The 25,582-nt window shown below is 31.8% G+C and carries 22 protein-coding genes and 1 pseudogene; 17 read left to right on the top strand and 6 right to left on the bottom strand.

The genetic code is table 11. The annotated features are described in order from the left end of the window. Nucleotides 1–4: 4 nt before the first annotated feature. From IPK06_00985 to queC, 5 genes are all read right to left on the bottom strand, one after another. Entirely contained in the window at nt 5–832 is an 828-nt protein-coding gene (locus IPK06_00985) for a glutamate racemase (GenBank protein ID MBK7978591.1), read from the bottom strand. A 6-nt stretch (nt 833–838) separates the two neighbouring features. After that, entirely contained in the window at nt 839–3,382 is a 2,544-nt protein-coding gene (gene glnD / locus IPK06_00980; GenBank protein MBK7978590.1) for a [protein-PII] uridylyltransferase, read from the bottom strand. 229 nt (nt 3,383–3,611) lie between these two features. Then, entirely contained in the window at nt 3,612–5,003 is a 1,392-nt protein-coding gene (locus tag IPK06_00975) for a tyrosine phenol-lyase (GenBank protein ID MBK7978589.1), read from the bottom strand. Nucleotides 5,004–5,212: 209 nt separating this feature from the next. After that, a complete protein-coding gene (gene queF, locus IPK06_00970; protein MBK7978588.1) occupies nt 5,213–5,587 on the bottom strand; it encodes an NADPH-dependent 7-cyano-7-deazaguanine reductase QueF in 375 nt (124 codons plus the stop codon). Nucleotides 5,588–5,597: 10 nt separating this feature from the next. Further along, nucleotides 5,598–6,290: a 7-cyano-7-deazaguanine synthase QueC gene (queC, locus tag IPK06_00965; GenBank protein ID MBK7978587.1), complete on the bottom strand. Its 693-nt coding sequence runs from the start codon at nt 6,288–6,290 to the stop codon at nt 5,598–5,600. Between the two features lie 269 nt (nt 6,291–6,559). Between queC and IPK06_00960 the strand changes: the two genes are divergently transcribed. The 3 genes and pseudogenes from IPK06_00960 (at nt 6,560) to IPK06_00950 (ending at nt 8,447) form a co-directional block, all read left to right on the top strand. Then, on the top strand, nt 6,560–7,171 hold the full coding sequence (locus IPK06_00960) for a threonylcarbamoyl-AMP synthase (GenBank protein ID MBK7978586.1): 612 nt from the start codon (nt 6,560–6,562) through the stop codon (nt 7,169–7,171). 126 nt (nt 7,172–7,297) lie between these two features. Then, nucleotides 7,298–7,934, top strand: a pseudogene (locus IPK06_00955) (MarC family protein). Between the two features lie 30 nt (nt 7,935–7,964). Continuing rightward, nucleotides 7,965–8,447 (top strand): pyridoxamine 5'-phosphate oxidase family protein, encoded by a 483-nt coding sequence (locus IPK06_00950; protein ID MBK7978585.1) that lies wholly within the window; start codon nt 7,965–7,967, stop codon nt 8,445–8,447. 87 nt (nt 8,448–8,534) lie between these two features. Here IPK06_00950 and typA read toward each other — a convergent pair whose 3' ends face one another. Then, nucleotides 8,535–10,340: a translational GTPase TypA gene (gene typA, locus IPK06_00945; protein ID MBK7978584.1), complete on the bottom strand. Its 1,806-nt coding sequence runs from the start codon at nt 10,338–10,340 to the stop codon at nt 8,535–8,537. Nucleotides 10,341–10,578: 238 nt separating this feature from the next. On the opposite strand from typA, the gene IPK06_00940 reads away from it, so the two are divergent. The 14 genes from IPK06_00940 (at nt 10,579) to IPK06_00875 (ending at nt 25,580) form a co-directional block, all read left to right on the top strand. Next, complete coding sequence (locus IPK06_00940; protein MBK7978583.1) at nt 10,579–12,345, top strand: DEAD/DEAH box helicase; 1,767 nt, start codon at nt 10,579–10,581, stop codon at nt 12,343–12,345. Between the two features lie 235 nt (nt 12,346–12,580). After that, nucleotides 12,581–14,998, top strand: coding sequence for a heavy metal translocating P-type ATPase metal-binding domain-containing protein (locus IPK06_00935; protein MBK7978582.1), 2,418 nt, complete (start codon nt 12,581–12,583; stop codon nt 14,996–14,998). Continuing rightward, nucleotides 14,998–15,180, top strand: coding sequence for a cbb3-type cytochrome oxidase assembly protein CcoS (gene ccoS, locus IPK06_00930; protein ID MBK7978581.1), 183 nt, complete (start codon nt 14,998–15,000; stop codon nt 15,178–15,180). The genes IPK06_00935 and ccoS overlap by 1 nt, the downstream gene beginning before the upstream one ends. Before the next feature lie 40 nt (nt 15,181–15,220). Beyond that, nucleotides 15,221–17,344, top strand: coding sequence for a cytochrome-c oxidase, cbb3-type subunit I (ccoN, locus tag IPK06_00925; protein MBK7978580.1), 2,124 nt, complete (start codon nt 15,221–15,223; stop codon nt 17,342–17,344). A 10-nt stretch (nt 17,345–17,354) separates the two neighbouring features. Beyond that, the gene (locus IPK06_00920; protein MBK7978579.1) at nt 17,355–17,561 is read left to right on the top strand and encodes a cbb3-type cytochrome c oxidase subunit 3; all 207 of its coding nucleotides are present in this window, start codon (nt 17,355–17,357) and stop codon (nt 17,559–17,561) included. Beyond that, nucleotides 17,548–18,363, top strand: coding sequence for a c-type cytochrome (locus IPK06_00915; protein MBK7978578.1), 816 nt, complete (start codon nt 17,548–17,550; stop codon nt 18,361–18,363). Before IPK06_00920 ends, IPK06_00915 begins: the two co-directional genes overlap by 14 nt. Before the next feature lie 129 nt (nt 18,364–18,492). Further along, nucleotides 18,493–19,965 carry a cytochrome c oxidase accessory protein CcoG gene (gene ccoG, locus IPK06_00910; GenBank protein ID MBK7978577.1) on the top strand — a complete coding sequence of 491 codons (1,473 nt, stop codon included), beginning with the start codon at nt 18,493–18,495 and terminating at the stop codon, nt 19,963–19,965. Between the two features lie 23 nt (nt 19,966–19,988). Next, nucleotides 19,989–20,432 (top strand): FixH family protein, encoded by a 444-nt coding sequence (locus tag IPK06_00905; GenBank protein MBK7978576.1) that lies wholly within the window; start codon nt 19,989–19,991, stop codon nt 20,430–20,432. Nucleotides 20,433–20,541: 109 nt separating this feature from the next. Then, nucleotides 20,542–21,660: a nitrous oxide reductase accessory protein NosL gene (locus IPK06_00900; protein ID MBK7978575.1), complete on the top strand. Its 1,119-nt coding sequence runs from the start codon at nt 20,542–20,544 to the stop codon at nt 21,658–21,660. Then, complete coding sequence (locus tag IPK06_00895; protein ID MBK7978574.1) at nt 21,653–21,964, top strand: hypothetical protein; 312 nt, start codon at nt 21,653–21,655, stop codon at nt 21,962–21,964. Before IPK06_00900 ends, IPK06_00895 begins: the two co-directional genes overlap by 8 nt. A 62-nt stretch (nt 21,965–22,026) precedes the next feature. Then, the gene (locus IPK06_00890; GenBank protein MBK7978573.1) at nt 22,027–23,139 is read left to right on the top strand and encodes an FtsX-like permease family protein; all 1,113 of its coding nucleotides are present in this window, start codon (nt 22,027–22,029) and stop codon (nt 23,137–23,139) included. Continuing rightward, entirely contained in the window at nt 23,136–23,804 is a 669-nt protein-coding gene (locus IPK06_00885) for an ABC transporter ATP-binding protein (GenBank protein ID MBK7978572.1), read from the top strand. Before IPK06_00890 ends, IPK06_00885 begins: the two co-directional genes overlap by 4 nt. Further along, complete coding sequence (locus IPK06_00880; GenBank protein MBK7978571.1) at nt 23,801–24,766, top strand: hypothetical protein; 966 nt, start codon at nt 23,801–23,803, stop codon at nt 24,764–24,766. The genes IPK06_00885 and IPK06_00880 overlap by 4 nt, the downstream gene beginning before the upstream one ends. Nucleotides 24,767–24,842: 76 nt before the next feature. Beyond that, entirely contained in the window at nt 24,843–25,580 is a 738-nt protein-coding gene (locus IPK06_00875; protein ID MBK7978570.1) for a sulfite exporter TauE/SafE family protein, read from the top strand. The last annotated feature ends 2 nt before the right edge of the window (nt 25,581–25,582 follow it).

Here is a 25,582-nt window from a genome sequence, read left to right as displayed (position 1 = left end):
CTAACTAAACATTCATTATTTCTTCAAGATCAACTTTTTCAAGATGTTCTAATTCTTTACCTAAAAATCTATTCGCTATTTCATTAAATTTTTTCGGAACATCGCTTACATAAAATTCATGTCTGCCGATATTATGCTGATAATTTTTAATTCCTCTGCCTTCCAAATACTCATTTACTTCTACAGAAGCCGCTGAACCGGAATCAATTAATTTTACATTTTCGCCAATTACTTCTTGAATTACGTCTTTCAAAATAGGATAATGCGTGCAGCCTAAAATCAAAGTATCAATTTTCGCTTTTTTCAAATCCGCCAAATATTCTTGCGCAATTAATTTTGTCGCCGGGTGATTTATCCAGCCTTCTTCAGCAAGCGGCACAAACAGCGGACAAGCTTTTTCATATACTTCAATTGCTTTATCCATTTTATTTATTGCTTGCGAATAGGCTTTATTTGAAATTGTCGTCTCCGTTCCAATAACACCTATTTTTTTATTTTCAGTTGCCGTAATTGCCGCTTTAGCGCCAGGATTAATCATACCGATTATAGGTACATCGAACTTATTTCTTAGTTCATCTAAGGCAACGGAAGAAGCTGTATTACAAGCTACAATAATCAACTTAACATTTTTCTTTGCTAAAAATTGCGCGTCTTGAACTGAGTATTCAATAATTGTTGAGTTAGATTTTGATCCGTATGGAACTCTTGCCGTATCGCCGAAATAAATTATCTTTTCACTTGGTAAAAATGTATTAACACTTTTTACAACTGTTAAACCTCCAATACCTGAATCAAAAACTCCGATTGGATTAGTTTTGTTCATAAAATTCATAAAAATTTATAATCCCTTAATTTCTGTAATTAATTCCGATCTGATAAATTCAAACTCGCTCTTTCGCAATTTTTGTCCGTTGTTTTTAAGGACATAAAATACGTCAATAATTCCATCAAGTTTGGTAACAATCTTGGCGAATGTAACCGCTAATCCAAGTTCGGCAAGCTTGTTTGTAATAGTATAAAGCAATCCTATCTTATCCGGCGAATGAACTTCGATAATTGAAAAGTTGTATTGATTTTCGAAATCGACAAAAATATTTTTGGAATGAGTGCCTGAAGCGTTTAATATTCTTTTCCACTTTTGCTTAACTCTGTCAAATTCTTTATCTATCTTCAATTCATTTAAAATTGCCGATTTTAAATCTTTCTCAATTTTTTGATAACGAGAATTTTCAACAACGGAATTTGATCTAAAATCGGTTACGCTGAAACTATCAATAACTGTTCCGTCTTTTCTTGTAAAGATCCTCGCGTCGTGAATGTTCAGATCGTTTATTGCCAAAGCGCCGCAAAGCCTCGCGAGTAATGCATCGGAATCTTTTGTTAAAATTGTAATGTTTGTATAATTTTCGCTTTCCTTAAAAAATACTGAAACCTTTGAACCTTTTTCAATTTCTTCAATATGCTGATTTATTTCGTCTTCGGTAAAATGAAAGACATATCCCAAATCATCAACTTGGTCAAGATGTTCCGTCATTACTGCATTATCATTAAAGTTATCGTTTATCAATTGGAATGACCTGGCGCTCATTAATTCTTCGCCGGAAACTTGTTCCATCAGCATTGATTTTGCTTTAAGGTATAATTCATTCAGAAGATCGGCTTTCCATTTTGTCCAAACCTGCGGATTAACCGCCGATAGATCAGCATAAGTTAAAATATATAAATAATCCAATGATCTGACAGAATGAAATATGGAGATAAAATTATCTAAAGTTGCGGGATCGTTCAAATCTCTTCTGAAAGCGATTTGTTCCATTGTTAGATGATGTCTTATTAAAAACTGAACGAATAGAATTTCATTTTGTCCATAACCCAAATTCTGCATTATGCTGTTTGCAATCTCCGCTCCAATAATTTCATGACCGGCAACACTTATTGGTTTGCCGATATCATGCAGAAGTGTAGCAAGGTATAAAAGATCTTTTGATTGAATGGTTTTGTATATTCTTGAAATATGGTTGTCTTCGTTACTTAAGTTCTCAATATTTTGCAAAGCTACCAAAGTATGTTCATCGGCGGTATAGCAATGATATACTCCGGGTTGAAAAAATCCATTTAAACTTTTGAATTCCGGCAGAACCACATCCAAGAAACTAAATTCATTCATCGAAGATAATGTTTTTGCTACATTAGCCGGAAGTTTAAGTAGTTCTCTAAAAAACACAGAAGAAGTTACTTCCGGAATTTGAGTTTCTTCTATCAAGTGAATACTTTCAATAATCAATGAACGGAGATTAAGTTCAAATAATGCGTCGTGAACGGCGCGGTAATAAAAGGCGCGCATAATTTCAGAAATGTTTAAAACTCTATCTCCTTTAAAAATTAAAACATTTCCCTTTACTTCAAAATCATCGTCAAGATCAATTGATAAAAAGTCGGATATCGTTGTTGCGTATGCCTGCTTGTATCTTTTCATCATTGTTTTTGAAAAGCGGTTAAGAATTGTGGATGCCTTAAAATAACTGTACATAAACTCTTTCCAGTCATTTTTTTTATACCCTAATCTTTCGGCAATCTGTTCCTGCTGTTCAAACTCCAATCTGTCGTTTTTTCGTCCTTCAACAAGGTGAAGATGATTTCTTGCATTTAAAATTGTCTGGTAACTTTCGAATAGCCTTTTGTAAGCTTTTCTGTTTATTGTACCATTTTCCAAAATTGTTTTAAGAAAAATTTCTGTGTGAGTTATTTCATCTTGGTTGGATAGCAGAACATTATTTTTAATAGAATACATCCATTCAACACAATGAATGTCTCTTAATCCGCCGCCTGTAAATTTAACGTTAGGTTCTAATACTTTTGGTGAACTTCCGTATTTCTGATATCGCTGCACAACATCTTCAAAAAGATCAAAAATTAATTGTTTCTTATCGGTTTTTTCAATTACTTCAAAAACCTTTTTATTCCAATCATCATACAATAGTTTGCTTCCAATTAAAAAACGCGTTTCAAAAAACTGAGTAAACGCGTGAAGATCTTCGTTCATAAATTTTTGAATATCGCTAAAGGTTCTAACAGTATGCGAGACTTCAATTCCTGTATCCCAAAGTTTTGTAACTGCTTCCCTAATATTTTGTTCGTGAGTTTCGGTTTTGGGAATAATAAACATTAAGTCGATATCCGAAAACGGTGATAATTCTCTTCTGCTGAAACCGCCGGCGGCAACCATAACGCAATCAACGGATTTTGGTTTAATAGTTCTTAAAATATATTCTTCAACTAGTAAACTGTAACGGACACAGAATTTGTAAGAATTTTTGAGTAACTCTTCGTCGTTGAAAAGCCGATTTCTATTTGTTAAAAATTGTTCCCGCAAATTTTCCATAATTTGAAAAATTATTTTTATAAACGCTGATTTACATTATTCTAATTTTTTAATTGATAATAATAATAAAAAAATATCCCGCAAACTATTTAAGTTGAGCCTGCGGGATTAAATTCAAAATAATGCTGAAATTATTCAAAAAATTACATCTAACTATTTAGATTTAGTGTTATTCATTATTTAATAAAATCATAAGTAATTCGGCATTTTAAATATTCAAGAATTCATTTTACATTTTTTTAAATTTGGCTTGAAAAAATCTCAAGTATTTAGGTTCATATACCATTTTCAAACCCTTAATCGATTTCCTATTTTGGAATACGCTTACAATCGATTCAACCGTAACATCAATATGAGCTTGAGTATAAACTCTGCGCGGGAAAGTACACCTAACTAATTCTAAGTTGGGATAATTATTTTTTCCCGTTGCTTTATTTCTTCCGGCAGACACAATTCCTCTTTCCATTGTTCTTACTCCGGAATCAGTGTAAATTTCCGCGGCTAATGTTTGAGCCGGAAATTGATCTTGTTTCAAATGTGAAAGAATTTTTTTGGCATTTAAAAATATTGCGTGTCCTCCAATTGGTTTTACAAACGGAACTCCGTATTTAGCAAGCTCTTCGCCAAAATATCTTATCTGTCCAATTCTTGCGTGAATATTATTGTAATCAACCATTTCCTCAATGCCTATTGCCATTGCTTCCATATCTCTGCCTGCCAATCCTCCGTAGGTGTGAAGACCTTCATAAATTACAACCATGTTTCTAGCTTCTTCATAGAACTTTTTATTTCTAGTCGCAATAATTCCGCCAATGTTAACCATCAAATCTTTTTTCGCACTTACCCAAATCCCTTCAAAGTATGAACACATTTCCAATAAAATTTGTGCAATTGTTTTAGTTTTATATCCTTTTTCTCTTTCTTGAATAAAATATGCATTTTCAGTAGCGCGCGTCGCGTCAAACCAAAGCTGAATTCCATTTTTATCGCATACTTGCTTCACTTCTTTTAAGTTTTTCATCGAAAATGGCTGACCCCCAGCCATGTTAACTGGTCCTGCCATACTAACATAAGGAATCTTTTTTGCGCCGACTTTTTTAATTAAATTCTGCAATTTTTGAATATCAATATTTCCTTTGAAAGGATGTTCTATATCGGGATCATGCGCTTCGTCAATAATTACGTCAATAAAAGTCGCGCCGGCTAATTCTTGATGAAGTCTGGTTGTTGTAAAGTACATATTACCGGGAATAAAATCTCCCGGCTGAATTAATATTTTGGAAATCATATGTTCGGCGGCTCTTCCTTGATGGGTAGGTACAAAGTAAGGCATACCGTAATATTTTTTAATATTATCCCATAGATAATAAAAATTTTTACTGCCGGCATAAGCTTCATCGCCAATCATCATTCCCGCCCATTGTCTATCGCTCATTGCGTTTGTTCCGCTGTCGGTCAATAGATCAATATAAACATCTTCAGATTTTAAAAGGAATGTATTGTAGCCGGCTTCTCTAATTGCTTTTTCGCGTTCGGCTTTAGTTGTCATTTTTAATGGTTCAACAACCTTAATTTTAAAAGGCTCTGCCCAACTTCTTTTTGTTATTTGTTTCTTAATCATTTTAATCTCCTTTAATTTATATTAATGAATTTATTAAATGAATTAAGAATATCTATAACATTGCCATATACTTATAAAGTAGTAGTTTTTTTTGTTTGAAATAGGACAAGTAAGAAAGAAGCAGAGTCAGAAAAAATCTGACTCTATAAAACAAATCGATTTGAATTTTACTATTTGCTGTATTTATAAATTTTATTAACACAAGTAATTTAATTTAGACTGCTGATTTCGCCTTCTTTTTCATATTCTACTTCAATAACAGAAGAAATTCCTCCGCGTGTGTTAAATTCGGCTCTAACTTTCATATATCTTGGTTTACAAACTGATACTAAATCATCCAGAATTCTGTTTGTTACGCTTTCAAAATAAATTCCGTCGTTTCTAAATGAATTGAGATAAAATTTATAAGATTTTAATTCAATACAAAGTTTATTGGGAATATACTCGAGTATAATTGTAGCAAAATCAGGCTGACCTGTTTTGGGGCAAACAGATGTAAATTCCGGAGCCGTATGTTCTATTACATAATCTCTGTCATGATACTCATTTTCAAATGTTTCTAATATTTTTCTTTTATTCTGCATTTAATATCCTTTAGTTTTCTTTATAGTTTGGAATTTCTTTATATGGGATTGGGTCAACAATATTTAAACTTTGAAAACCACGTAAGCGTAATGCGCAGCTATCGCAAATGCCGCAGGCTTCCTCACCGTTACTGTAGCATGACCATGTCAATTCCAGCGGAGCTTTTAAATCCAATCCCAATTTTATAATTTCCTTTTTTGTTAAATGAATTATCGGAGTTTCAATTTTAATTCGTGTTTCCGGTTTGGTTCCCAAATTTGCGGTTTGTTCAAATGATTTAAAGAATTCAGGTCTGCAATCCGGGTAACCCGAAGAATCCTCAAACACCGCACCAATAAAAATACTTTTTGCGCCAATTACCTCTGCCCAGCTTACACATGCAGATAAAATATTTGCGTTTCTAAAAGGGACATATGATGTCGGTACTTCTTTATTATTTAAATTTGCTTTTGAAATTTCCATTGTTTTATCGGTAAGCGATGAGCCGCCGATTTTTTGAAAATGTGAAAAATCAAAAACTAATTTTTTGTTTACCTTATAGTAGTCAGCAATTTTGTGAAATGACTGCAGCTCTCTTGATTCTGTTTTTTGTCCATAATTTATATGAACCAAAGCCAATTCATATTCTTGATTTGCAATTGCGGTAGTTACACAACTGTCCAATCCGCCGCTTACAGCTACAACGGCAAGTTCTTTATCCATTTTTTCTCATCAAAAAATTTTCGAATTATAAATATAGTCAATTATTTTATTTTCTTAACCTTTATATTGCCTTTAATCCTTTGATTGCGTAATTGCATTTTACTAACTTTTTATAATTTTTCTGTGCTATAATTTTCAGCAGCAAAATTCATTTAGAAAAATTGTATTTATAAAATCGTTTTTACGCCAATTATTGGAATTGGTTTTTGTACTATTTTTTTATAAGATATAACCATACAAAAGTAATTTATTGTTACGTAGAGAAAAATATGGAATTTTATGAATTACATCCGGTTAATCCTCAGTTAAGATATATTAACAAAGCTGTAGAAGTTTTAAAAGACGGCGGCGTAATAATATATCCTACTGATACCGTTTATGGTTTAGGCTGCGATATTTTTAATAAAGAAGCAGTTGAAAGGATTTATACAATTAAAAATGAAACAGAAACAAAACTATTCAGTTTTTTATGTTCCGATTTAAAAGATATTTCTAAATATGCCAAGGTTTCTGATTTTGCATACAGAGCGATGAAAAAACTAATTCCCGGTCCTTACACTTTTGTATTGCAGGCTTCTAAAGAAGTTCCGAAATTATTATGGACAAAAAGAAAAACGGTTGGAATTCGTGTACCGGATAATAACATTGCAAGAACTTTGGCTCATGAATTAGGAAATCCAATTATCAGCACAAGCGCAACTACCAGAAAAGGTGAATTAATTTACGATCCTTTAGAAATTAAAACAATTTTTAACAACAGTGTGGATTTAATGCTTTCTATGGGCGCGTTGAACGGAGTCCCATCAAGCATAATAGATTTAAGCGGTGATACAGTTGAAATTGTTAGAGAAGGTTCGGGAGATTTAAGTTTTTTTAATTGAAATTTTGCCCAATTTACTTCATATATTTTAGATATAAGTATATATTTTTCTTATATTTTTTAAATCGTAAGACATTCTTTATAATTTGACAGTCCAATAATTATCAAATTCTACCAGAGTATTATTATGGAAAATATTTTTGTAAATACATTTACCATTTTTATGGGATTTTTTGCAATTATGAATCCGATTGCAAATGTACCGATTTTTATTTCACTGACAAATAATGATGATAAAAAATCGAAGAAAATAATTGCATTCCGTTCCCTGCTGATTTCATTTTTAATTATTGTTGTTTTTTCTATCACCGGAAAAATAATATTTGAAATGTTTTCAATAACAATGTTCGCATTTCGCATAACCGGCGGTATAATCGTATTTATTATCGGTTATCATATGCTGCAGGGAAATAATTCCAGCGTTCATCACTTAACCGATGAAGAAAACAACAAATGTATTGACGATCAGTTAAGCGTTGCAATTTCTCCTTTGGCAATGCCTATATTAGCCGGACCGGGCACAATAGCTACAGCAATGAATTTTTCCGCAAACGGAAATATTATTCAAATGATAATTACAATTTCCGCGTTTGGGTTTCTTTGCGTAATTACTTATTTACTATTTGTTTCAAGCGAAAAACTTACAAAATTTATTAGTGCCGGTATTTTTAGGAATGATTACAAGAATGATGAGTTTAATACTTGCGGTTATTGGTGTTCAAATGTTAATTGCTGGAATTAAAGGAGCGTTTAATATTATTTAATTTTATTTCAGTTTTTAATTAAAATAATAGATGAATATTATAATGAATTATGATCAAAAATCTTTATTATTAAGCTTGATGAAAAGTTCCAAAACTGCGTCATTGGGAACATGCAAGGAAAATCAGCCTTACGTTTCACTAACGCCTTATTCATGCAAAGAAAATTTTACGGAATTTTATATTCATATCAGTAAACTCGCAGTTCATACAAAAAATATTACTGATAACAGCAAAGTAAGTTTAATGATCAGTCAATCGGAAGATACGAATACAAACCCGCTTTCACTCGCTCGTGTTACACTTACCGGAAATGCCTTGGAAGTAGGTAGAGCCGATATAAACTATAACTCAATTAAAGAAAATTATTTGAAAAAATACCCTACTGCCGAATTGCTTTTCAATTTGGATGATTTTCACATTTACAAAATCGAAATAGAGCATGGACGATATATCGCGGGCTTTGCAAATACTTTTAATTTAACAAAACAAAGTTTGGAATCATTGGAAAAATGAATCGAACAATATTTTTGCAACCCGGTTTTTGTTTTTATTCTGATTTAATCAGAATAAAAACTGAATATCATTACTGAAAACATTTGTTTATATTTTCTTCAGATTAAATCTTTTTCTCTCGTTTGTATCAAGATATAATTTTCTCATCCTAATTGATTTTGGCGTTACTTCAACTAATTCGTCATCCTTAATATATTCAAGCGCTTCTTCCAAAGTAAATTTAATTGAAGGAGCAATTTTTGCGGCTTTATCAGATCCAGATGCTCTCATGTTGGTCAATTTTTTTCCGCGCTGAACATGAACTTCTATATCGTTATCTTTATTGTATTCGCCAACAATTTGCCCTTGATAAATTAAATCGCCCGGATCGATAAAAAACTTTCCTCTGTCCTGCAGAGAGTCGATTGCATAAGCCGTTGCTTGTCCTTCATGCATTGAAATTAATACTCCGTTTTGCCTATGAGCAATTGATCCTTTAAAAAATTCATATTGATAAAATCTGTGATGCATAATTCCTTCGCCGGAAGTAACGGTTAAAACTTTATTTCTTAATCCCATTAAACCTCTTGATGGAATATGAAATTCAAGTTTTGTTAAACTTCCTTTCTGCTCCATTTTTACGAGTTCGCCGCGTTTTTGTCCGACCAGTTCAATTACTTTTCCAACAGATTCGCTCGGAACATCAATAACTAAAATTTCAATAGGTTCGGCTTTTTTGCCATCAATTTCTTTGTAAATAACTTTTGGAGGACCAATAGCCAATTCGTAACCTTCTCTTCTCATATTTTCAATTAAAATTGAAAGATGGAGAATTCCTCTTCCGGATACTTTCAAAGTATCCGGCGAACCGGTTTCATGAACTTGCAATGCAACATTCTGCTGAAGTTCTTTTTGTAACCTTTCATGTAAATGCCTTGATGTTACATATTTTCCTTCTTTTCCATAAAAAGGAGATGTATTTACGGTAAAGTTCATACTAATAGTTGGCTCATCAATAGAAATAATTGGAAGCGGTTCTGGATTTTCGCTATCAGCAATTGTATCACCAATGTCAATATCTTCAATACCTACAATTGCACAAATATCTCCAGCTAATACTTCCTCAACTTCAATTCTTTCCAAACCTTCAAACAGAAATATTTGTTTAATGGAAATTTTATGAATTGTTCCGTTTCTTTTAATAACGCTTAAGGGATCTCCTTTTCTTAATACTCCCCTGAAAACTCTGCCAATTCCAATCCTTCCTACATAATCATTATAATCCAATGTTGTTACTTGCATTTGAACATGACCATTATCAAAAATAGGCTGGGGTATTTTATCTACAATAGTTTCAAGAAGCGGGACTAAATCTTTGCGTTCGTCATTTAAATCTATTACTCCCCATCCGTCTCTTCCGCTTGCGTAAATTATCGGAAAATCAAGTTGATTTTCATCAGCATCTAAATCAATGAATAGATCATATATCTCATCAAGCACTTCTGAAGGTCTGTTATCAGGTCTATCTATCTTATTGATTACAACAATTGGTTTTAAATGAAGATGCAACGCTTTTTCCAATACAAACCTTGTCTGAGGCATTGGTCCTTCAAAAGAATCAACAAGAAGCAATACTCCATCCGCCATTTTTAAAACACGTTCAACTTCACCGCCAAAATCAGAGTGACCGGGAGTATCAATCAAATTGATTTTTATATCTTTATAAGGTATACTTATATTTTTTGCGAGAATTGTAATTCCTCGTTCACGTTCCAAATCGTTTGAATCTAAAAATTGGGCTTGAACGACTTGATTTTTCCTAAAGACATTTCCTTGTTTTAATAATTGATCGACCAAAGTAGTTTTTCCATGGTCAACATGCGCTATTATTGCAATATTTCTTAACTTTTTCAAATAATACCTTTTTTAATGGAATTGAAAGATACTGAAAATTATAAAATAAGTGTTTGACGAACAGATTTTGTTTTCCGCAGATTAAATGAATTTTTACTTGTAAAACTATTAGCCAAAATTTTTACCGGCTGCAAGTGTAAATAAAATAAATCATTTATCCAAATATTTATAAATTCTAACTTAATATTCGTTACTTTTACAGTTGATTTAAAAATATTTAGGAGTTTTAAAAATTTATATGAAGTCATTTATTGAGTTAGGTGTTGATAGTAATATTGTAAAAGCATTAGAAGAGTTAGGATTTCAGTCTCCTATGCCGGTGCAAGAAGAAGTAATACCGCATTTAATTAAAAATAACCCAAAAGATCTTGTTGTTCTTGCTCAAACCGGAACCGGTAAAACTGCCGCATTTGGCATCCCAATAATTCAAAATTCTAAAGGAAAAGCTAGCAAAGTACAACATTTAATTTTAAGTCCTACAAGAGAATTATGTCTGCAAATTGCCGATGATTTAAAGGACTATTCACTGTATTCTGAAAACGTAAAGATTGCCGCAGTGTTTGGCGGATCAAGTATTGAAAAACAAATTTCGGCAATTAAGAGCGGGGTTCATATTGTTTCTGCAACTCCGGGAAGACTTGTTGATTTAATTAACAGAAATGTTGTTGACTTATCTAAAGTGAAAACCGTTGTTTTAGATGAAGCAGATGAAATGTTAAATATGGGATTTAGAGAAGAGCTGGACGCTATAATTAACCAGACATCCAAAGAGCGGAATACATTACTTTTTTCAGCTACAATGCCAAATGAAGTTTTTCAGCTTTCTAAAAAATATATGTCCAATGCAGAAGAAATTACAATTGGCAGAAAAAATATTGGGGCGGAAAATGTAAGTCATAAAATTTATTTTGTTCATTCAAAGGACAGATATTTGGCGTTAAAACGAATTGTTGATTTTCATCCGGAAGTTTATGGAATTATTTTTTGCCGAACCAGAAATGAAACACAGGAAATTGCGGATAAATTAATTCAAGACGGATATAATGCCGATTCGCTCCACGGAGATTTGTCTCAAGCACAGCGCGATATTGTAATGAATAAATTTAGAATCAAACATTTAAAGCTGCTGGTGGCCACAGATGTTGCCGCGAGGGGTTTAGACGTTGATGATCTTACTCATGTAATAAATTATAATCTACCTGATGAATTGGAAATTTATACACATAGAAGCGGAAGAACAGGAAGAGCCGGTAAATCAGGCAGTTCTATAGTTATTGCTAATTTAAAAGAAAAGCACAAAATTGGCATGATCGAAAAACAGCTCGGTAAAAAATTCGAAGTTTTAGAAGTTCCTCTAGGCAAGGAAATCTGCCAAAAGCAGCTTTTCCACCTTATTGATAGAATGGAAAAAGTTACCGTTGATCATACGCAAATTGATGAATTCCTTCCTCAAATAATTAAAAAGTTAGAATGGCTTGACCGAGAAGAATTAATTAAAAAATTCGTTTCGGTAGAGTTTAACAGATTTGTTGAATATTATAAAAATTTACCGGATTTAAATAAACCGGATAAAAAATTTGGTGAAGGCAGAAACAGTAAATCCAATAACCAAATGGCAAGATTTTTTATTAACCTTGGTAAAAAAGATAAATTAAAACCAACTGATATTATTGGAATTATAAAAGATAACTCCGGCAACAAGGAAATTGAAATTGGCGAAATTCAAATCAAAGAAACGTTTTCGTTTTTTGAAACCGAATCTGAATTTCAAGATATTTTAGTTAAAAATACATCCGGAAGAGATTATAGAGGAAGAAAAATCAACTTAGAAATTGCTTCGCAAAAGAAAAGCGACAGCGCAAATTCCGGCAAAAGGTTCAGAAAAGACAAAAATGAAAAGAGTGAAAGGTTTGAAAGAAAATCTTCAGAAAAATTCATTTCGGGCAAGAGTAGAAAACATTCCGAAAAAAATGACTCAAAATTGAAAAGAAAAAAGCGGAAATAATAAAAATTTTCCTGCTAATTCAAACTAAAATTACATATGTATTTTTAGTTTGAGTTTCAATTTATATTTATTTCAAAAGAGTAAAATGTCCTATTTTTATTTCAAAATCGAAGTTTTTGAATTGTGAATTAAAAGTAAAAAAAAATCAGTACGAATTGTCTTTTTTTTATTTATCTTTAGTTCTAGATAATTAATTTAAACAACTCTTTTTAATCATCCACAATTTATTAAGAAAGTGAAGGCTGTAAATCAAATTAGTATTTCAGAAAAACTTATTTGTTTTCATTGCGGTGAAGAATGCAGTGATAATGAAATAAAAATAAACGAAAAAGTTTTTTGCTGCAACGGTTGTAAAACCGTTTACGAACTATTGGATGCAAACGACCTCTGCACTTATTATTCTATTGACGAAAACCCCGGTCTAACACAAAAAAATGATATAAAGAAAAACTTCGATTTTCTCGACGATTCTGATCTTAAAGAAAAACTTATAGATTTTACTGATGGAAAAATAACAAGTATAACTTTCAGTATTCCTCAGGTTCATTGCAGTTCATGTATTTGGATATTGGAAAATCTTTATAAAATGGATTCGGGAATTATTCATTCGGAGGCCAATTTCTTAAAGAAAATTGTCTCAATAAAATTTGATGAATCTAAAACAAGTCTTAAGAAAATAGTAATTCTGCTTGACTCCATTGGCTACCAACCGGATTTGAACCTTGCTGAAAAAGAAGTTGAAAAGTCGGCTATAATAAATAAAAAGTTGTGGTATAAAATTGGCGTTGCGGGTTTTGCCGCCGGTAATATAATGCTTTTTAGTTTTCCCGAATATCTTTCTTTAAACGAAATTACAACCGATAGCGTAAAACCGGTTTTTAGTTATTTAAATGTTTTATTTGCGCTTCCAGTATTTTTCTACAGCGCGAGCGATTATTTTATTTCCGCATATAAGGGTTTACGAAAAAAAATTGTAAATATTGATGTTCCTATTTCAATTGGAATTATAGTTCTTTTTTTAAGAAGCCTATACGAAATTTTTTCGAGAACCGGCGCCGGATATTTGGATTCAATGACAGCGCTAGTATTTTTTATGATTGTTGGAAAAATGTTTCAAAGCAAAACCTACGCCGCCTTAAATTTTGAAAGGAATTATAAATCCTACTTTCCTATTGCTGTAACAATATTGAAGAATAAAATTGAAACCACAAAACCGGTGGAAAAATTAGAAGTTAAAGACAGAATAATTATTAAAAACGGCGAGCTGATTCCCGCTGATTCTGTGTTGATTAATGGAAATGCGTTTATTGATTACAGCTTTGTTACCGGTGAATCAAATCCGGTAGAAAAGGTAAACGGAGATTTGATTTATGCTGGCGGAAGGCAAGTCGGCGGCGCGATTGAAGTTGAAATAATTAAAGAAGTCTCACAAAGCTATTTAACGCAGCTTTGGAATAACAAAACATTTCAAAAAGAAGACGACAGCAGAATTGACGCATTTGTTAATATTGTAAGTAAATATTTTACGATTGTTATACTTTTTATAGCAGCATCCGCAGCATTTTATTGGTTACCAATTAATAAATCAATAGCATTTAATTCATTGACTGCGGTTTTGATAATTGCTTGCCCATGCGCTTTGGCGCTTTCTACACCATTTACCTTGGGAAACAGTTTAAGAATTTTCGGAAGAAATAAATTTTATTTGAAAAGCACTCATGTTATTGAAAAATTATCTAAGATAACTTCAATTGTTTTCGATAAAACCGGAACAATTACTGAAACTCAAAATGCAAATGTTGAATTTATAGGTGATAATCTTTCCGAGTTTGAAATAAAATTGGTAAAATCTCTAGTACATAATTCTTCGCATCCGCTTAGCAAGAATATTTTTAGAATTTTTCCTAATGCGGAATTGTTTAAAATTTTTGAATATCAGGAAATTCCCGGACAAGGAATTTCTGCAATAATTGACGGCATAAAAGTTCAGATCGGATCAAAAGTTTACGTCTCAGAGACTAAAGAAAAAGTTGAAAACAATTTAAGCACAAAAGTATTTTTAGCTTTTGACGATATGGTTCGAGGATTCTTTAAAATTTCTAATTCGTATAGAGAAAATCTAAAAGAAGTAATTTCCGCATTACAAAACGATTACAAGTTATCTTTACTTTCGGGAGACAATGATAGCGAAAGAAAATTACTTACCGATTATTTTAACCTCGAAACCGAAATGTTGTTTAAGCAGTCTCCTTTCGATAAATTAAAATGTATAGAAAAAATGCAGGAAAACGGCGAACAAGTTTTAATGATTGGAGACGGATTAAACGATGCAGGCGCACTTAAAAAAAGTAATGTGGGAATTTCGATTGCGGAAAATATCAATAATTTTTCACCCGCCTGCGATGGGATATTGGATTCTCAATCATTTAATAAATTGGATGATTTTATAAAGTTCTCAAAGACGAGTAAAAATATTATTATTATTAGTTTTATAATTTCTTTTTTTTATAATGTAATTGGGTTAAGCTTTGCCGTTCAAGGAAAACTTTCACCCGTTGTTTCAGCAATATTGATGCCTTTAAGTTCCATTTCTGTAGTTGCTTTTGCTACATTAACTACAAATTTAATGGCGAAAAGGAGGAATTTGTTGTAATGAATGTAATATTTGTTTTAATAGCCTTCAGTTCTTTTGTTGCTTTAATTTTTTTAGCGGCATATATCTGGTCGGTTAAAACCGGTCAATATGATGATAATTATACACCATCTGTAAGAGTTTTATTTGATAATGAGGTAAGAAAAAATGACCAAGAAAAGACTAAAGATGAAATAAATTGAAATAGATTCTATCTAATTAACCATATAAGGAGCCTCTTTTATGAATGTTGAAAAATTCAACTATGACAACCAGATAGTTAAGATGTTTTTGATAGCCACGGTTGTTTGGGGAGTTGTTGGACTTCTTGCGGGATTGTGGATTGCAATTCTGCTTTACGTCCCTGATCTAAATTTTGGAATATCATACACTACTTTCGGGCGTCTGCGACCTTTACACACGAATGCTGCTATTTTTGCATTTGTAGGTAATGCAATTTTTACCGGCGTTTATTATTCTTTACAACGTATTACAAAAGCAAGAATGTTTAGTGATATTCTGGGGAGAATTAATTTTTGGGGATGGCAATTAATAATTGTTCTTGCTGCAGTTACTTTGGTCAGCGGTATTACAACTTCTAAAGAATACGCAGAACTTGAATGGCCTATTGATATTTTAATTGCCTTGGTTTGGGTTGTTTTTGGCGTAAACATGATTGGAACTTTAATAAAAAGAAGAGAAAAACACATTTATGTTGCTGCTTGGTTTTATATTTCCACTTTTGTTACGGTTGCCGTTTTACACATTGGAAATTCAATTGAACTTCCTGTTACCTTCTTAAAAAGTTATCCTGTATATGCAGGAATTCAAGATGCGCTTGTTCAATGGTGGTATGGTCATAACGCGGTTGCATTTTTCTTAACCACTCCATTTTTAGGTTTAATGTATTATTTCTTACCCAAAGCTGCAAATAGACCTATTTTCTCTTACAAATTGTCCATTTTGCATTTTTGGACTTTAATTTTCATTTACATTTGGGCTGGACCTCATCATTTATTGTATTCGGCGGTTCCAAACTGGGCACAATCACTCGGAACTGTTTTTTCAATTATGTTATGGATGCCTTCTTGGGGCGGAATGTTAAACGGGCTTTTAACATTAAGAGGCGCGTGGGATAGAGTTAGAGATAATCCGGTACTTAAATTTTTTGTTGTCGGCGTTACAGCTTATGGAATGTCAACATTTGAAGGACCAATGCTTTCTCTTAAAAACGTAAATGCTTTAGCGCATTTTACAGATTGGATTGTTGCTCACGTTCATGTTGGTACTCTAGGCTGGAACGGTTTTATGACATTTGGAATGTTATATTGGCTCGTTCCAAAGATGTGGAAAACAGAATTATATTCTAAAAAATTAGCCAACGCACATTTTTGGATTGGTACTTTAGGAATTGTTGTTTGGGTTATTCCAATGTGGTGGGCAGGTATTACACAATCACTTATGTGGAAAGAATTTACTCCGCTTGGTTTATTGAAATATCCAAATTTCTTGGAAACAGTATTGCAAATTGTACCAATGTATATTATTAGATCGCTTGGCGGCGCTTTATATATTACCGGATTGTTTATTGCAGTTTATAATTTAGTAAAAACAATGAAACAAGGTTCATTTGAACCAAACGAAGCTGCAGAAGCCGCACCGCGCGGAGCAATGACTGAACAATTAAAATATGGTATGATTCACAGATATCTTGAATCAAAAGCAGTATTATTTACAGTACTTGCGTTATTAGCCATAATTGTTGGCGGAATTATTGAAATTGTTCCTACATATTTAATCAAATCAAACATACCAACAATTGCATCTGTTAAACCTTATACTCCGTTAGAATTAGAAGGAAGAGATGTTTACATTAAAGAAGCTTGCAACAGTTGTCATTCTCAATTGGTAAGACCTTTTAGATCTGAAGTTGAAAGATACGGCGATTATTCTAAAGCAGGTGAATTTGTTTATGATCATCCATTTTTATGGGGATCAAAAAGAACAGGTCCAGATCTGCATAGAGTCGGCGGAAAATATTCAAACATGTGGCATTATCTGCATATGGAAAATCCAAGATCTATGTCGCCCGGTTCTATTATGCCAAGGTACCCATGGTTGTTGGAGAATAAATTAAATGATTCACATCTGGAAGCAAAAATTTCTGCAATGCGAACATTAGGTGTTCCATATCCCGAAGGTTTTGAATCGCAAGCAAAAGCTGAATTAACACAGCAGGCTCAAAAAATTGCCGATGATCTGCTTGATAATGGAATTGTTGTTGAACCGGATAGAGAAATAGTGGCTTTAATCGCATATCTGCAGCGCTTAGGTACAGATATTAAAGCTGAAGTTGCTCAAAAATAAATAGGTGAAAATAATGAAATTTTCTAATTACTTGAGCTCAATTGAAAATGTAGGAATTTATCCGGTTTTGACATTGATACTTTTCTTTGCAGTTTTTGTTGGGGCATTAATCTGGATTTATACTAGAGATAAAGATTATATATCAAAATTAGAAAACATTCCTTTAGATAATGACAATTTTTCAAATAATAAAGAGAACAAAAATGAAATTGATTAAAAAATTAAAAACGCTGGCTGTACTGTTTTTGTTGTTCATTATTAGCTCACCTGTTATTGCGCAAACCGAAGCCAATACAGAAAGTGAGCTCGGATCAATTATAAAAATAATGGTAGCAGTTACGGCATTCTTAGTTGCGGTAATTATGTGGTTGATCTTAGTTTATTCGGAAAAAGGTGATGTGGTGCAGGAATCGGGCTTTAAAAAATTTATGCATATGCTGAGCCAAAGACCAAATATTACAGATGAACAAAAACTTCTTTTAGACCATGATTTTGACGGTATTAAAGAATTAAACAATAAGATTCCGCCGTGGTTTATGGCAATTTTCTATGGAACATTAATTTGGGGAACCATCTATTTGGTTGATTACCATATTCTCGGTTCCGGAAATGTTCAAGAAGATGAATATACAAATGAAGTTCAAGTTGCGGCAATGGAAAGAGAAATACTAAACAAGTCTGGAAAACTCTTAAACGAAGATAATGTTACCGTTGCTACAGATGCCGCCGCTTTGGCAAATGGCAAACAAACATTTATTAAAAATTGCGCTGCTTGTCATGGTCAAAACGGTGAAGGTTTAGTTGGACCAAATTTTACCGACGATTATTGGCTGCATGGTAACAAAATAAACGATCTATTTAAAACAATAAAATATGGTGTTCCTGCTAAAGGTATGATCAGCTGGCAGGCGCAACTCGATCCAAATCAAATGCAAGAAGTTGCAAGCTACATTTTATCCTTAAGAGGATCAAATCCTCCAAACCAGAAGGAGCCGCAAGGAACGCTTTATACATATTGAGCGCAATATATCTGATTTTCAATCTAACCCTAATAGTATAAATATTATTATTAGGGTTTTTTATTTTCAAAAAATGTCTTAAGTTTTATTTGCAAAATATTATTTTATAGTATAAAAAAACGTGAACCGATGAATACTTCAACCCAAACACCTGACCAAGAAGAGTTTAGAGATCATTTAGCAACCGTAACTGAAGAAGGAAAAAGAATTTGGATCTATCCAAAAAAACCTTCTGGCAATTTTCACAAATATAGAGTCATTGTTGCGATATTGCTTTTAGTCGTTTTATTTTTTGTTCCTCTTATAAAAGTTAACGGACATCCGCTTATGTTGTTGGATATTTTAGGAAGAAAATTTATATTATTTGGCATCTCATTCGGTCCGCATGACTTTCACCTATTTGCCCTTACAATTATAGGATTCATAATTTCAATCTTTTTATTTACAGTTGTTTACGGAAGGATTTTCTGCGGATGGATTTGCCCACAGACAATTTTTATGGAAATGGTTTTTCGAAAAGTCGAGTATCTAATTGAAGGCGATGCAAATAAACAAAAAGCATTGAATAATCAGCCATGGAACGGTGAAAAAATATTTAAGAAAACATTTAAGCAGATCATTTTTTTTCTACTGGCTTTTCTAATTGCGAATGCTTTGTTAGCATGGGTTATTGGTATTGATTCATTAGTTGAATTAGTTAGTAAACCTATTTCAGATGTATTCGGAAGATTTGTTGCAATGATGCTCTTTACAGGCGCAACTTATTTTATGGGCGCATATTTCAGAGAACAGGTTTGTACTATGATTTGTCCTTATGGAAGACTGCAAGGCGTAATGCTTGATCCAAATTCCATAGTTATTCATTATGACTATAAAAGAGGTGAACCAAGAGGTAAAATCAAAAAAAACGAAGAACAAAATTTGGGAGATTGTGTCGATTGCCATCTTTGTGTTGATGTTTGTCCAACCGGCATTGATATTAGGAACGGTACTCAGTTAGAATGCATAAACTGCACAGCTTGTATTGATGCTTGTAATGATGTTATGTTAAAAGTTAAACGTCCTGCCGGATTGATCCGTTATGCGTCTAAAAATGAAATAGAAACCGGAACGAGAAAAATTTTCACTCCTAAAGCAATTGGTTATACGGTAGTATTATTTATACTGTTTTCTTTGATTGGATTTCTGCTTTCCACCAGGTCCGATTTTGAACTATCCATAGTAAGAACTGCCGGTTTAATGGCCCAAGAACAGCCCGGAGATAAACTTAGTAATTTATACGATGTTAAAATAATTAATAAAACCTTTAATACTATACCCGCCACTTTGGAATTGCGAAATATGGAAGGTGAAGTTAAATTAGTTGCAGGTGATTTAAATACCGAACCTCAAGGAATTTCGGAAGGAAAAGTTTTTGTAATTATTCCAAAAGATAAGATCAAAATGCTTAGTACACCTATAGAAATTGATGTAAAAGCCGAAGGAAAAGTTATTGACGTAATTAAAACTTCATTTTTAGGTAAAGTTGCCGGTAAAAAATTTAATATGAATGAAAAAGAAAAACATGAGAATGAACATAAAGAAAGTTCTTCAAAAGAATAGTTCAATGATATTGAGGATTTCAAATGAAAGTTAGCTGGGGCGTTGGAATTACCGTTTCAATTATTGTATTTATGCTAATATCCGTAATGTTCATTTACATTGCATTTAATCAAGATGTAAATCTTGTAAGAGACGATTATTATGAAGCTGAAGTAAAGTATAATGAAACAATGGAAAAAGTTAAAAGAACCAGCGCTCTCGTTGACAAACTAAAAATTTCCGTAATTGAAAACAATATTCAGCTTCAATTTCCTAAAATATCTAAAAGTGAAAATATTAACGGAAATATTTTATTGTACAGACCTTCGGAAAGAAATAAAGATTTATCTATTACAATCCGACCTGATTCCAATTATTTACAAACCATTAACACTGCCAATATGCTTTCCGGAATGTGGAAAGTAAAAGTTGATTGGACAGCCGATTCTATTTCTTACCTTAATGACGATATTATAATGGTTCAATAATACATTTTGTAATATTTTTATTTCTTCCTGCTGAATTAAATTTGTTGAAAATTTTTAATCATAACTTTTATTAGTTTTACAATATTATAACCATTAAAGTGAGAAATATATGCTCAAATATTTATCATTATTATTTTTTATATCAATTTTAAATTTCGCTCAGAAAAATGATTTTGTAAAAAACGCTGAATCTCAAAATGCGGTAATTTTGCAAAAAGGAGAAGCAAAAGATTGGTGTTCGGTCTGCGGTATGAACTTAAAAATGTTTTACAAAACAAATCATGCCGTTGAACTTAAAAACGGTGAATTTAAACAATACTGTTCACTGCATTGCTTATGTGCAGACAAACCGAATCATAAGGATGAAATAAAAAATATTTTTGTTGTTGATTCAAAATCCGAAAAAATGATTAATGCAAAGGACGCATTTTATATAGTTGGAAGTAGCGTTCCGGGAACCATGTCGAATGTAAGTAAAATCGCATTTTCAACAAAAAAAGACGCGGAAGAATTCAGTCAAAAATTCAACGGCAAAAATATTATGGATTTCAAAACTGTTTCCGAAATGGTTGAAAAGCAGCTGCCAGAAGAAATAAATATGCTGATGAAGAGAAAAGAGTTGAAAGTTTATCCAAAAGGTGAAAAGTTATTTTCTGAACTTTGCGATAAAAATGTTGATGTCAAAAATTTTTCAAATGTAGCCGAACTTAAAGCTTTTATTAAAAATAATAATGTTTGCGGAAATATCGACGAACAAAAGCTTCATTCAATTGCGCTTTATTTATGGGATGTAAAATCAAAAGAGAAAAACGGCAAAAGTCAAATCCAAATTTTTGAAATACCTCAAGATGAAAAATGTCCGGTTTGCGGAATGTTCGTCTACAAATATCCTAAATGGGCGGCTTCTATTGAAACACCGGATAAAAATATTTATTTTGATGGAGTTAAGGATTTAATGAAGTTTTATTTCGAACCCGACAAATATTCAACGGAAGATAAATCGAATTTTAAAAAAATTGAAGTGACAGATTATTATTCGCAAAAAATAATTGACGGGAAAAATGCTTCTTATGTAATCAACAGCAAAATAATTGGTCCAATGGGCAATGAGCTTATACCGTTTTCAGATGAAAAAAGCGCTAACGAATTTATTAAAGATCATGGCGGAAATTTGATTAAGAATTTTAATGATATAACTAAAGAAATCGTTTTAAAATTAGATGAATAAATCGGCATACAGATTTTTATTTATATTTATTTTCATAATTGTTTTAACAATTTTTGAAATTATTTATTATGGATTTTATTCCAATAGAAATTCAAGACTAATTGATACAAAAAGAAAATCTGTGGCTTTAACCAAACTACCCGATTTAGCGTTGTGCACGGAAACAATATGGATTCGGCATCGTTCTATTACAAGCATTTTTTCAATTTTTCCGGAAGACGGAACTTTATTGGAATATTATCCATCATCATTTGTCTATAATATTCATTTGCAAAAAAAATTGGAATCAAAGAATAAACGATGAATATTAAACTAATCGAATTTACTTTAAAATCCCTGCAGCGCAATTTCATAAAAAAAATTATAGTGATATTTGTTTTTTCGTTACTGATATTTTTACTCGTTTCTATCTTTACAATTTCAAATTCGATTAAAAAGGAATTAGAATTTTCTGTCTCTGATTTACCAGAATTAATTGTTCAAAGAATGAGCGGCGGAAGGCAAACTTTAATTCCAACGGACAGAATATATAAAATTTCCGGAATTTCGGGAGTTTCAAACGTACAGGAAAGAATTTGGGGATATTATTATTTTAAAAATGAGAATGTCAATTTTACTCTTATCGGCATTGATTTTGATATAGATAATTATAAAAATAATTTTAACGACGTTATTGATTTTTATTCTGAAAAAATTGACACCGCCTCGCAACCTTTCATAATTGCAGGAAATGGAGTTATTGAAATATTAGAAAAAAATTTCTTCAAAAATTATTTTGTTTTTGATAAAGTAGAAGGCGGAAAATTAGAAGCAAAAATATTGGGGACATTCGTAAGTGAATCAAACTTGGAAACCAATGATGTAATTTTAATGCCGCAGAATTACGTTAGAGAAATATTTGGTACATCTGATTATTTTGCGACTGATATAATTGTGCAAGTTCCAAATCCGAATGAAATTGAAATTGTGAAACAGAAACTGCAGAACATGTTTCCCGATTCAAGAATAGTGAGTCGAAATGATATTAAATCATCTTACCAAAATATTTTCGATTATAAAAGCGGTATATTTTTAGCGCTGTTTTTATCAACTTTTGTTTCGTTCTTCATTTTAATTTATGATAAAGCAAGCGGTTTGAGCAAAGAAGATAAGAGGGAAATTGGAATTCTTAAAGCAGTTGGCTGGCAGACGGAAAATATTTTACAAATAAAATTTCTTGAAGGATTTTTTATTTCGTTCCTTTCGTTTTTTTTAGGCACAGGTTTGGCCTTGTTTTATGTGTTTAATCTAAACGCGCCAATTTTAAGCAGCATATTTATTGGGGTTAGTAAATTAAAACCTGAGTTTCGGCTTCTTCCGGCAATAGATTTCAATTCTCTTTTTTTAGTTTTCATATTAACCGTTCCGGTTTATTTAATTGCCACAATTATCCCTTCTTGGCGGGCTTCAATTATAGATGCAGATGAGGTTATGCGTTGATCCAATTTATCAATATAAATAAAATTTTTAACCAAGGAGAAAAAGACGAAATTCATGCATTAAAGAAAATCAACTTTAACGTTAATGAAAATGAATTTATTCTTTTAAGAGGCGCAAGCGGAAGTGGAAAAAGTACGATTCTATCAATTGTAGGCGGATTGATAAAACCAACCGATGGTGAAGTTATTGTAGATGGAAAATCAATCGCCAAACTGCCTGATAAGTTTTCTTCTTTATTGCGAAGAGAAAAAATAGGATTTATTTTTCAAAAATTTAACTTGATCTCTGACCTTAGTGTTTACGATAATATTATAATTCCTTTAATTCCGGGTAAACTGAGCAGATCCGAAATTGAAAGTAAAGTTGATAAATTATTGTCGGATTTTTCACTAAATAATAAAAAAAATATTTTGATTAAAAAACTTTCCAACGGAGAACAACAGCGAGTAGCTATTGCAAGAGCTCTTATCAACAATCCAAAAATAATTTTAACAGATGAACCTACGGCAAATTTAGATGAAAAACTTTCAAATGATTTTATAGAAATAATTAAAAAGTTAAAATCAAATGGAATTACGATTCTGCTGGCAAGTCATGATCCGTTATTTAACAGTTTGGAATTTCTTGATAACATAATTGATATCCATTTAGGCGAAATAAGATGAGCATTTTATTAACGCCTGAAGTTATTGTTTTATTTGTTATTGATTTTTTGCTTTTAATCTTTAATTCAATCGCTGCCTTAATTTCATATAGAATTTATAAGAATTTTAATTTAAGCGAAACGACTTCTATTCAATATAATTTGGAAAAGCAAACCTATCTTGCGTCTTATATAATCAAATTCTCTTTATATCTAAAAATTATTTTAATAGTATTTTTTATTTATACTATAGATAAATTATCTGCAGTTATACCGGGAGCAATGTGCGCAGTCGGTGTTACAACTGCTTCAGGTTTTGGAATTTATTTATTAATAACAAAACTTTTCAACATTTATTTATTCGGATATTGGATTTTAATAAATAATAAAGATTTGGAGTATGAAAATTTTCCTTATACCAAAAGTAAGTTTAAATATTTTTTGCTCATTTACTTATTCTTTTCTGCAGAATTGATACTTCAATTATTGTATTTCTTTGATATAAATCCCGAAGAAATTGTAAGCTGCTGTAGTACAGTTTTTAATGAAGGAACAAGTTCATTGATTGGTCAAATTATTATAATCCCGAATTTTATATCTGTGCCTTTATTTTATTCTTTGTATATCGTGCTGTTATTTTTCACTTTTAAAAATAATTTCAAAATTATAGGAGTAGTGAATTTTATTTTTTTAATTTTTTCGTTAATAACGCTTACTAGTTTTTTTGGGACTTACATTTACGAATTGCCTACTCATCACTGCCCTTTCTGCATATTACAAAAGGATTATAATTTTATTGGTTATTTTATATTCATTTTTTTATTTCTCGGCACATTTTTCGGTTCTGCAAATTTTGCATTAAAATATTTTTGGGACATAAAGTTGAACACATTTAAAACATCAATTATTTTTAATACAATATATGTTTGTTTAGTCTCATTTTTTCCAATTAAATATTATTTGATAAACGGCGTTTGGCTTTAGGCAAAGTAAATATTTTTTTACATTTCCAATTAACGCAGAATCAGGTTAATTTTAATATGAATAAAATAAATGATTTATGGGACCAGAAGTTTTAGGCGGTTTTCTTATTGGCTTTTTAGGCAGCTTTCATTGTGTTGGAATGTGCGGACCAATTGTTTTGGCTCTACCGACCGGTAATTCTTCTAACTCAATGTTAATACTTAGCAGAATTTTATACAATTTAGGAAGAATATTTACATATTCATTTTTCGGAGCGGTGTTTGGATTTTTCGGCAGAGGAATTACATTTGTCGGTTTCCAAAGATTTGCTACAATTGCGATTGGTATTTCAATTCTGCTTTATTATTTATTGCCAAGTAGATTTAAAGGAAAATTATCATCAACATTTTTGTATCAATTGCCGAGCAACTTTGTAAAAAATTCTTTTAAGAAACTTACAAAATCCGGTTCGCCTTTTGAACTTTTCATTTTTGGAATTCTTAACGGCTTTTTACCATGCGGATTTGTTTATGTTGCTTTAGCAGGCGCCATAACAACAGGAAATGCTTTATCCGGTGCAATTTTTATGGCTCTTTTTGGATTGGGAACAACTCCGATAATGTTAGGAACAGCTTTAGTTGGAAAATTTATAAGTATAAATGTTAAACGCAAAATGAATAAATTAATTCCGGTTTTTGCCGTTGTTCTTGCAATCATTTTTATATTAAGAGGGTTGAACTTAAATATAAAATATATTAGTCCAAAACTATCTAATGATTCATTGCAGAATGCCGAATACTGCGACCCTGAAAATCATCAACCACTAAAAAAATAATT

The organism is Ignavibacteriota bacterium (assembly GCA_016713565.1).
Taxonomy (GTDB): Bacteria; Bacteroidota; Ignavibacteria; order Ignavibacteriales; family Melioribacteraceae.
The sequence above is the reverse complement of the archived record's forward strand: the minus strand, read 5'-3'. Positions and strand labels throughout refer to the sequence as shown.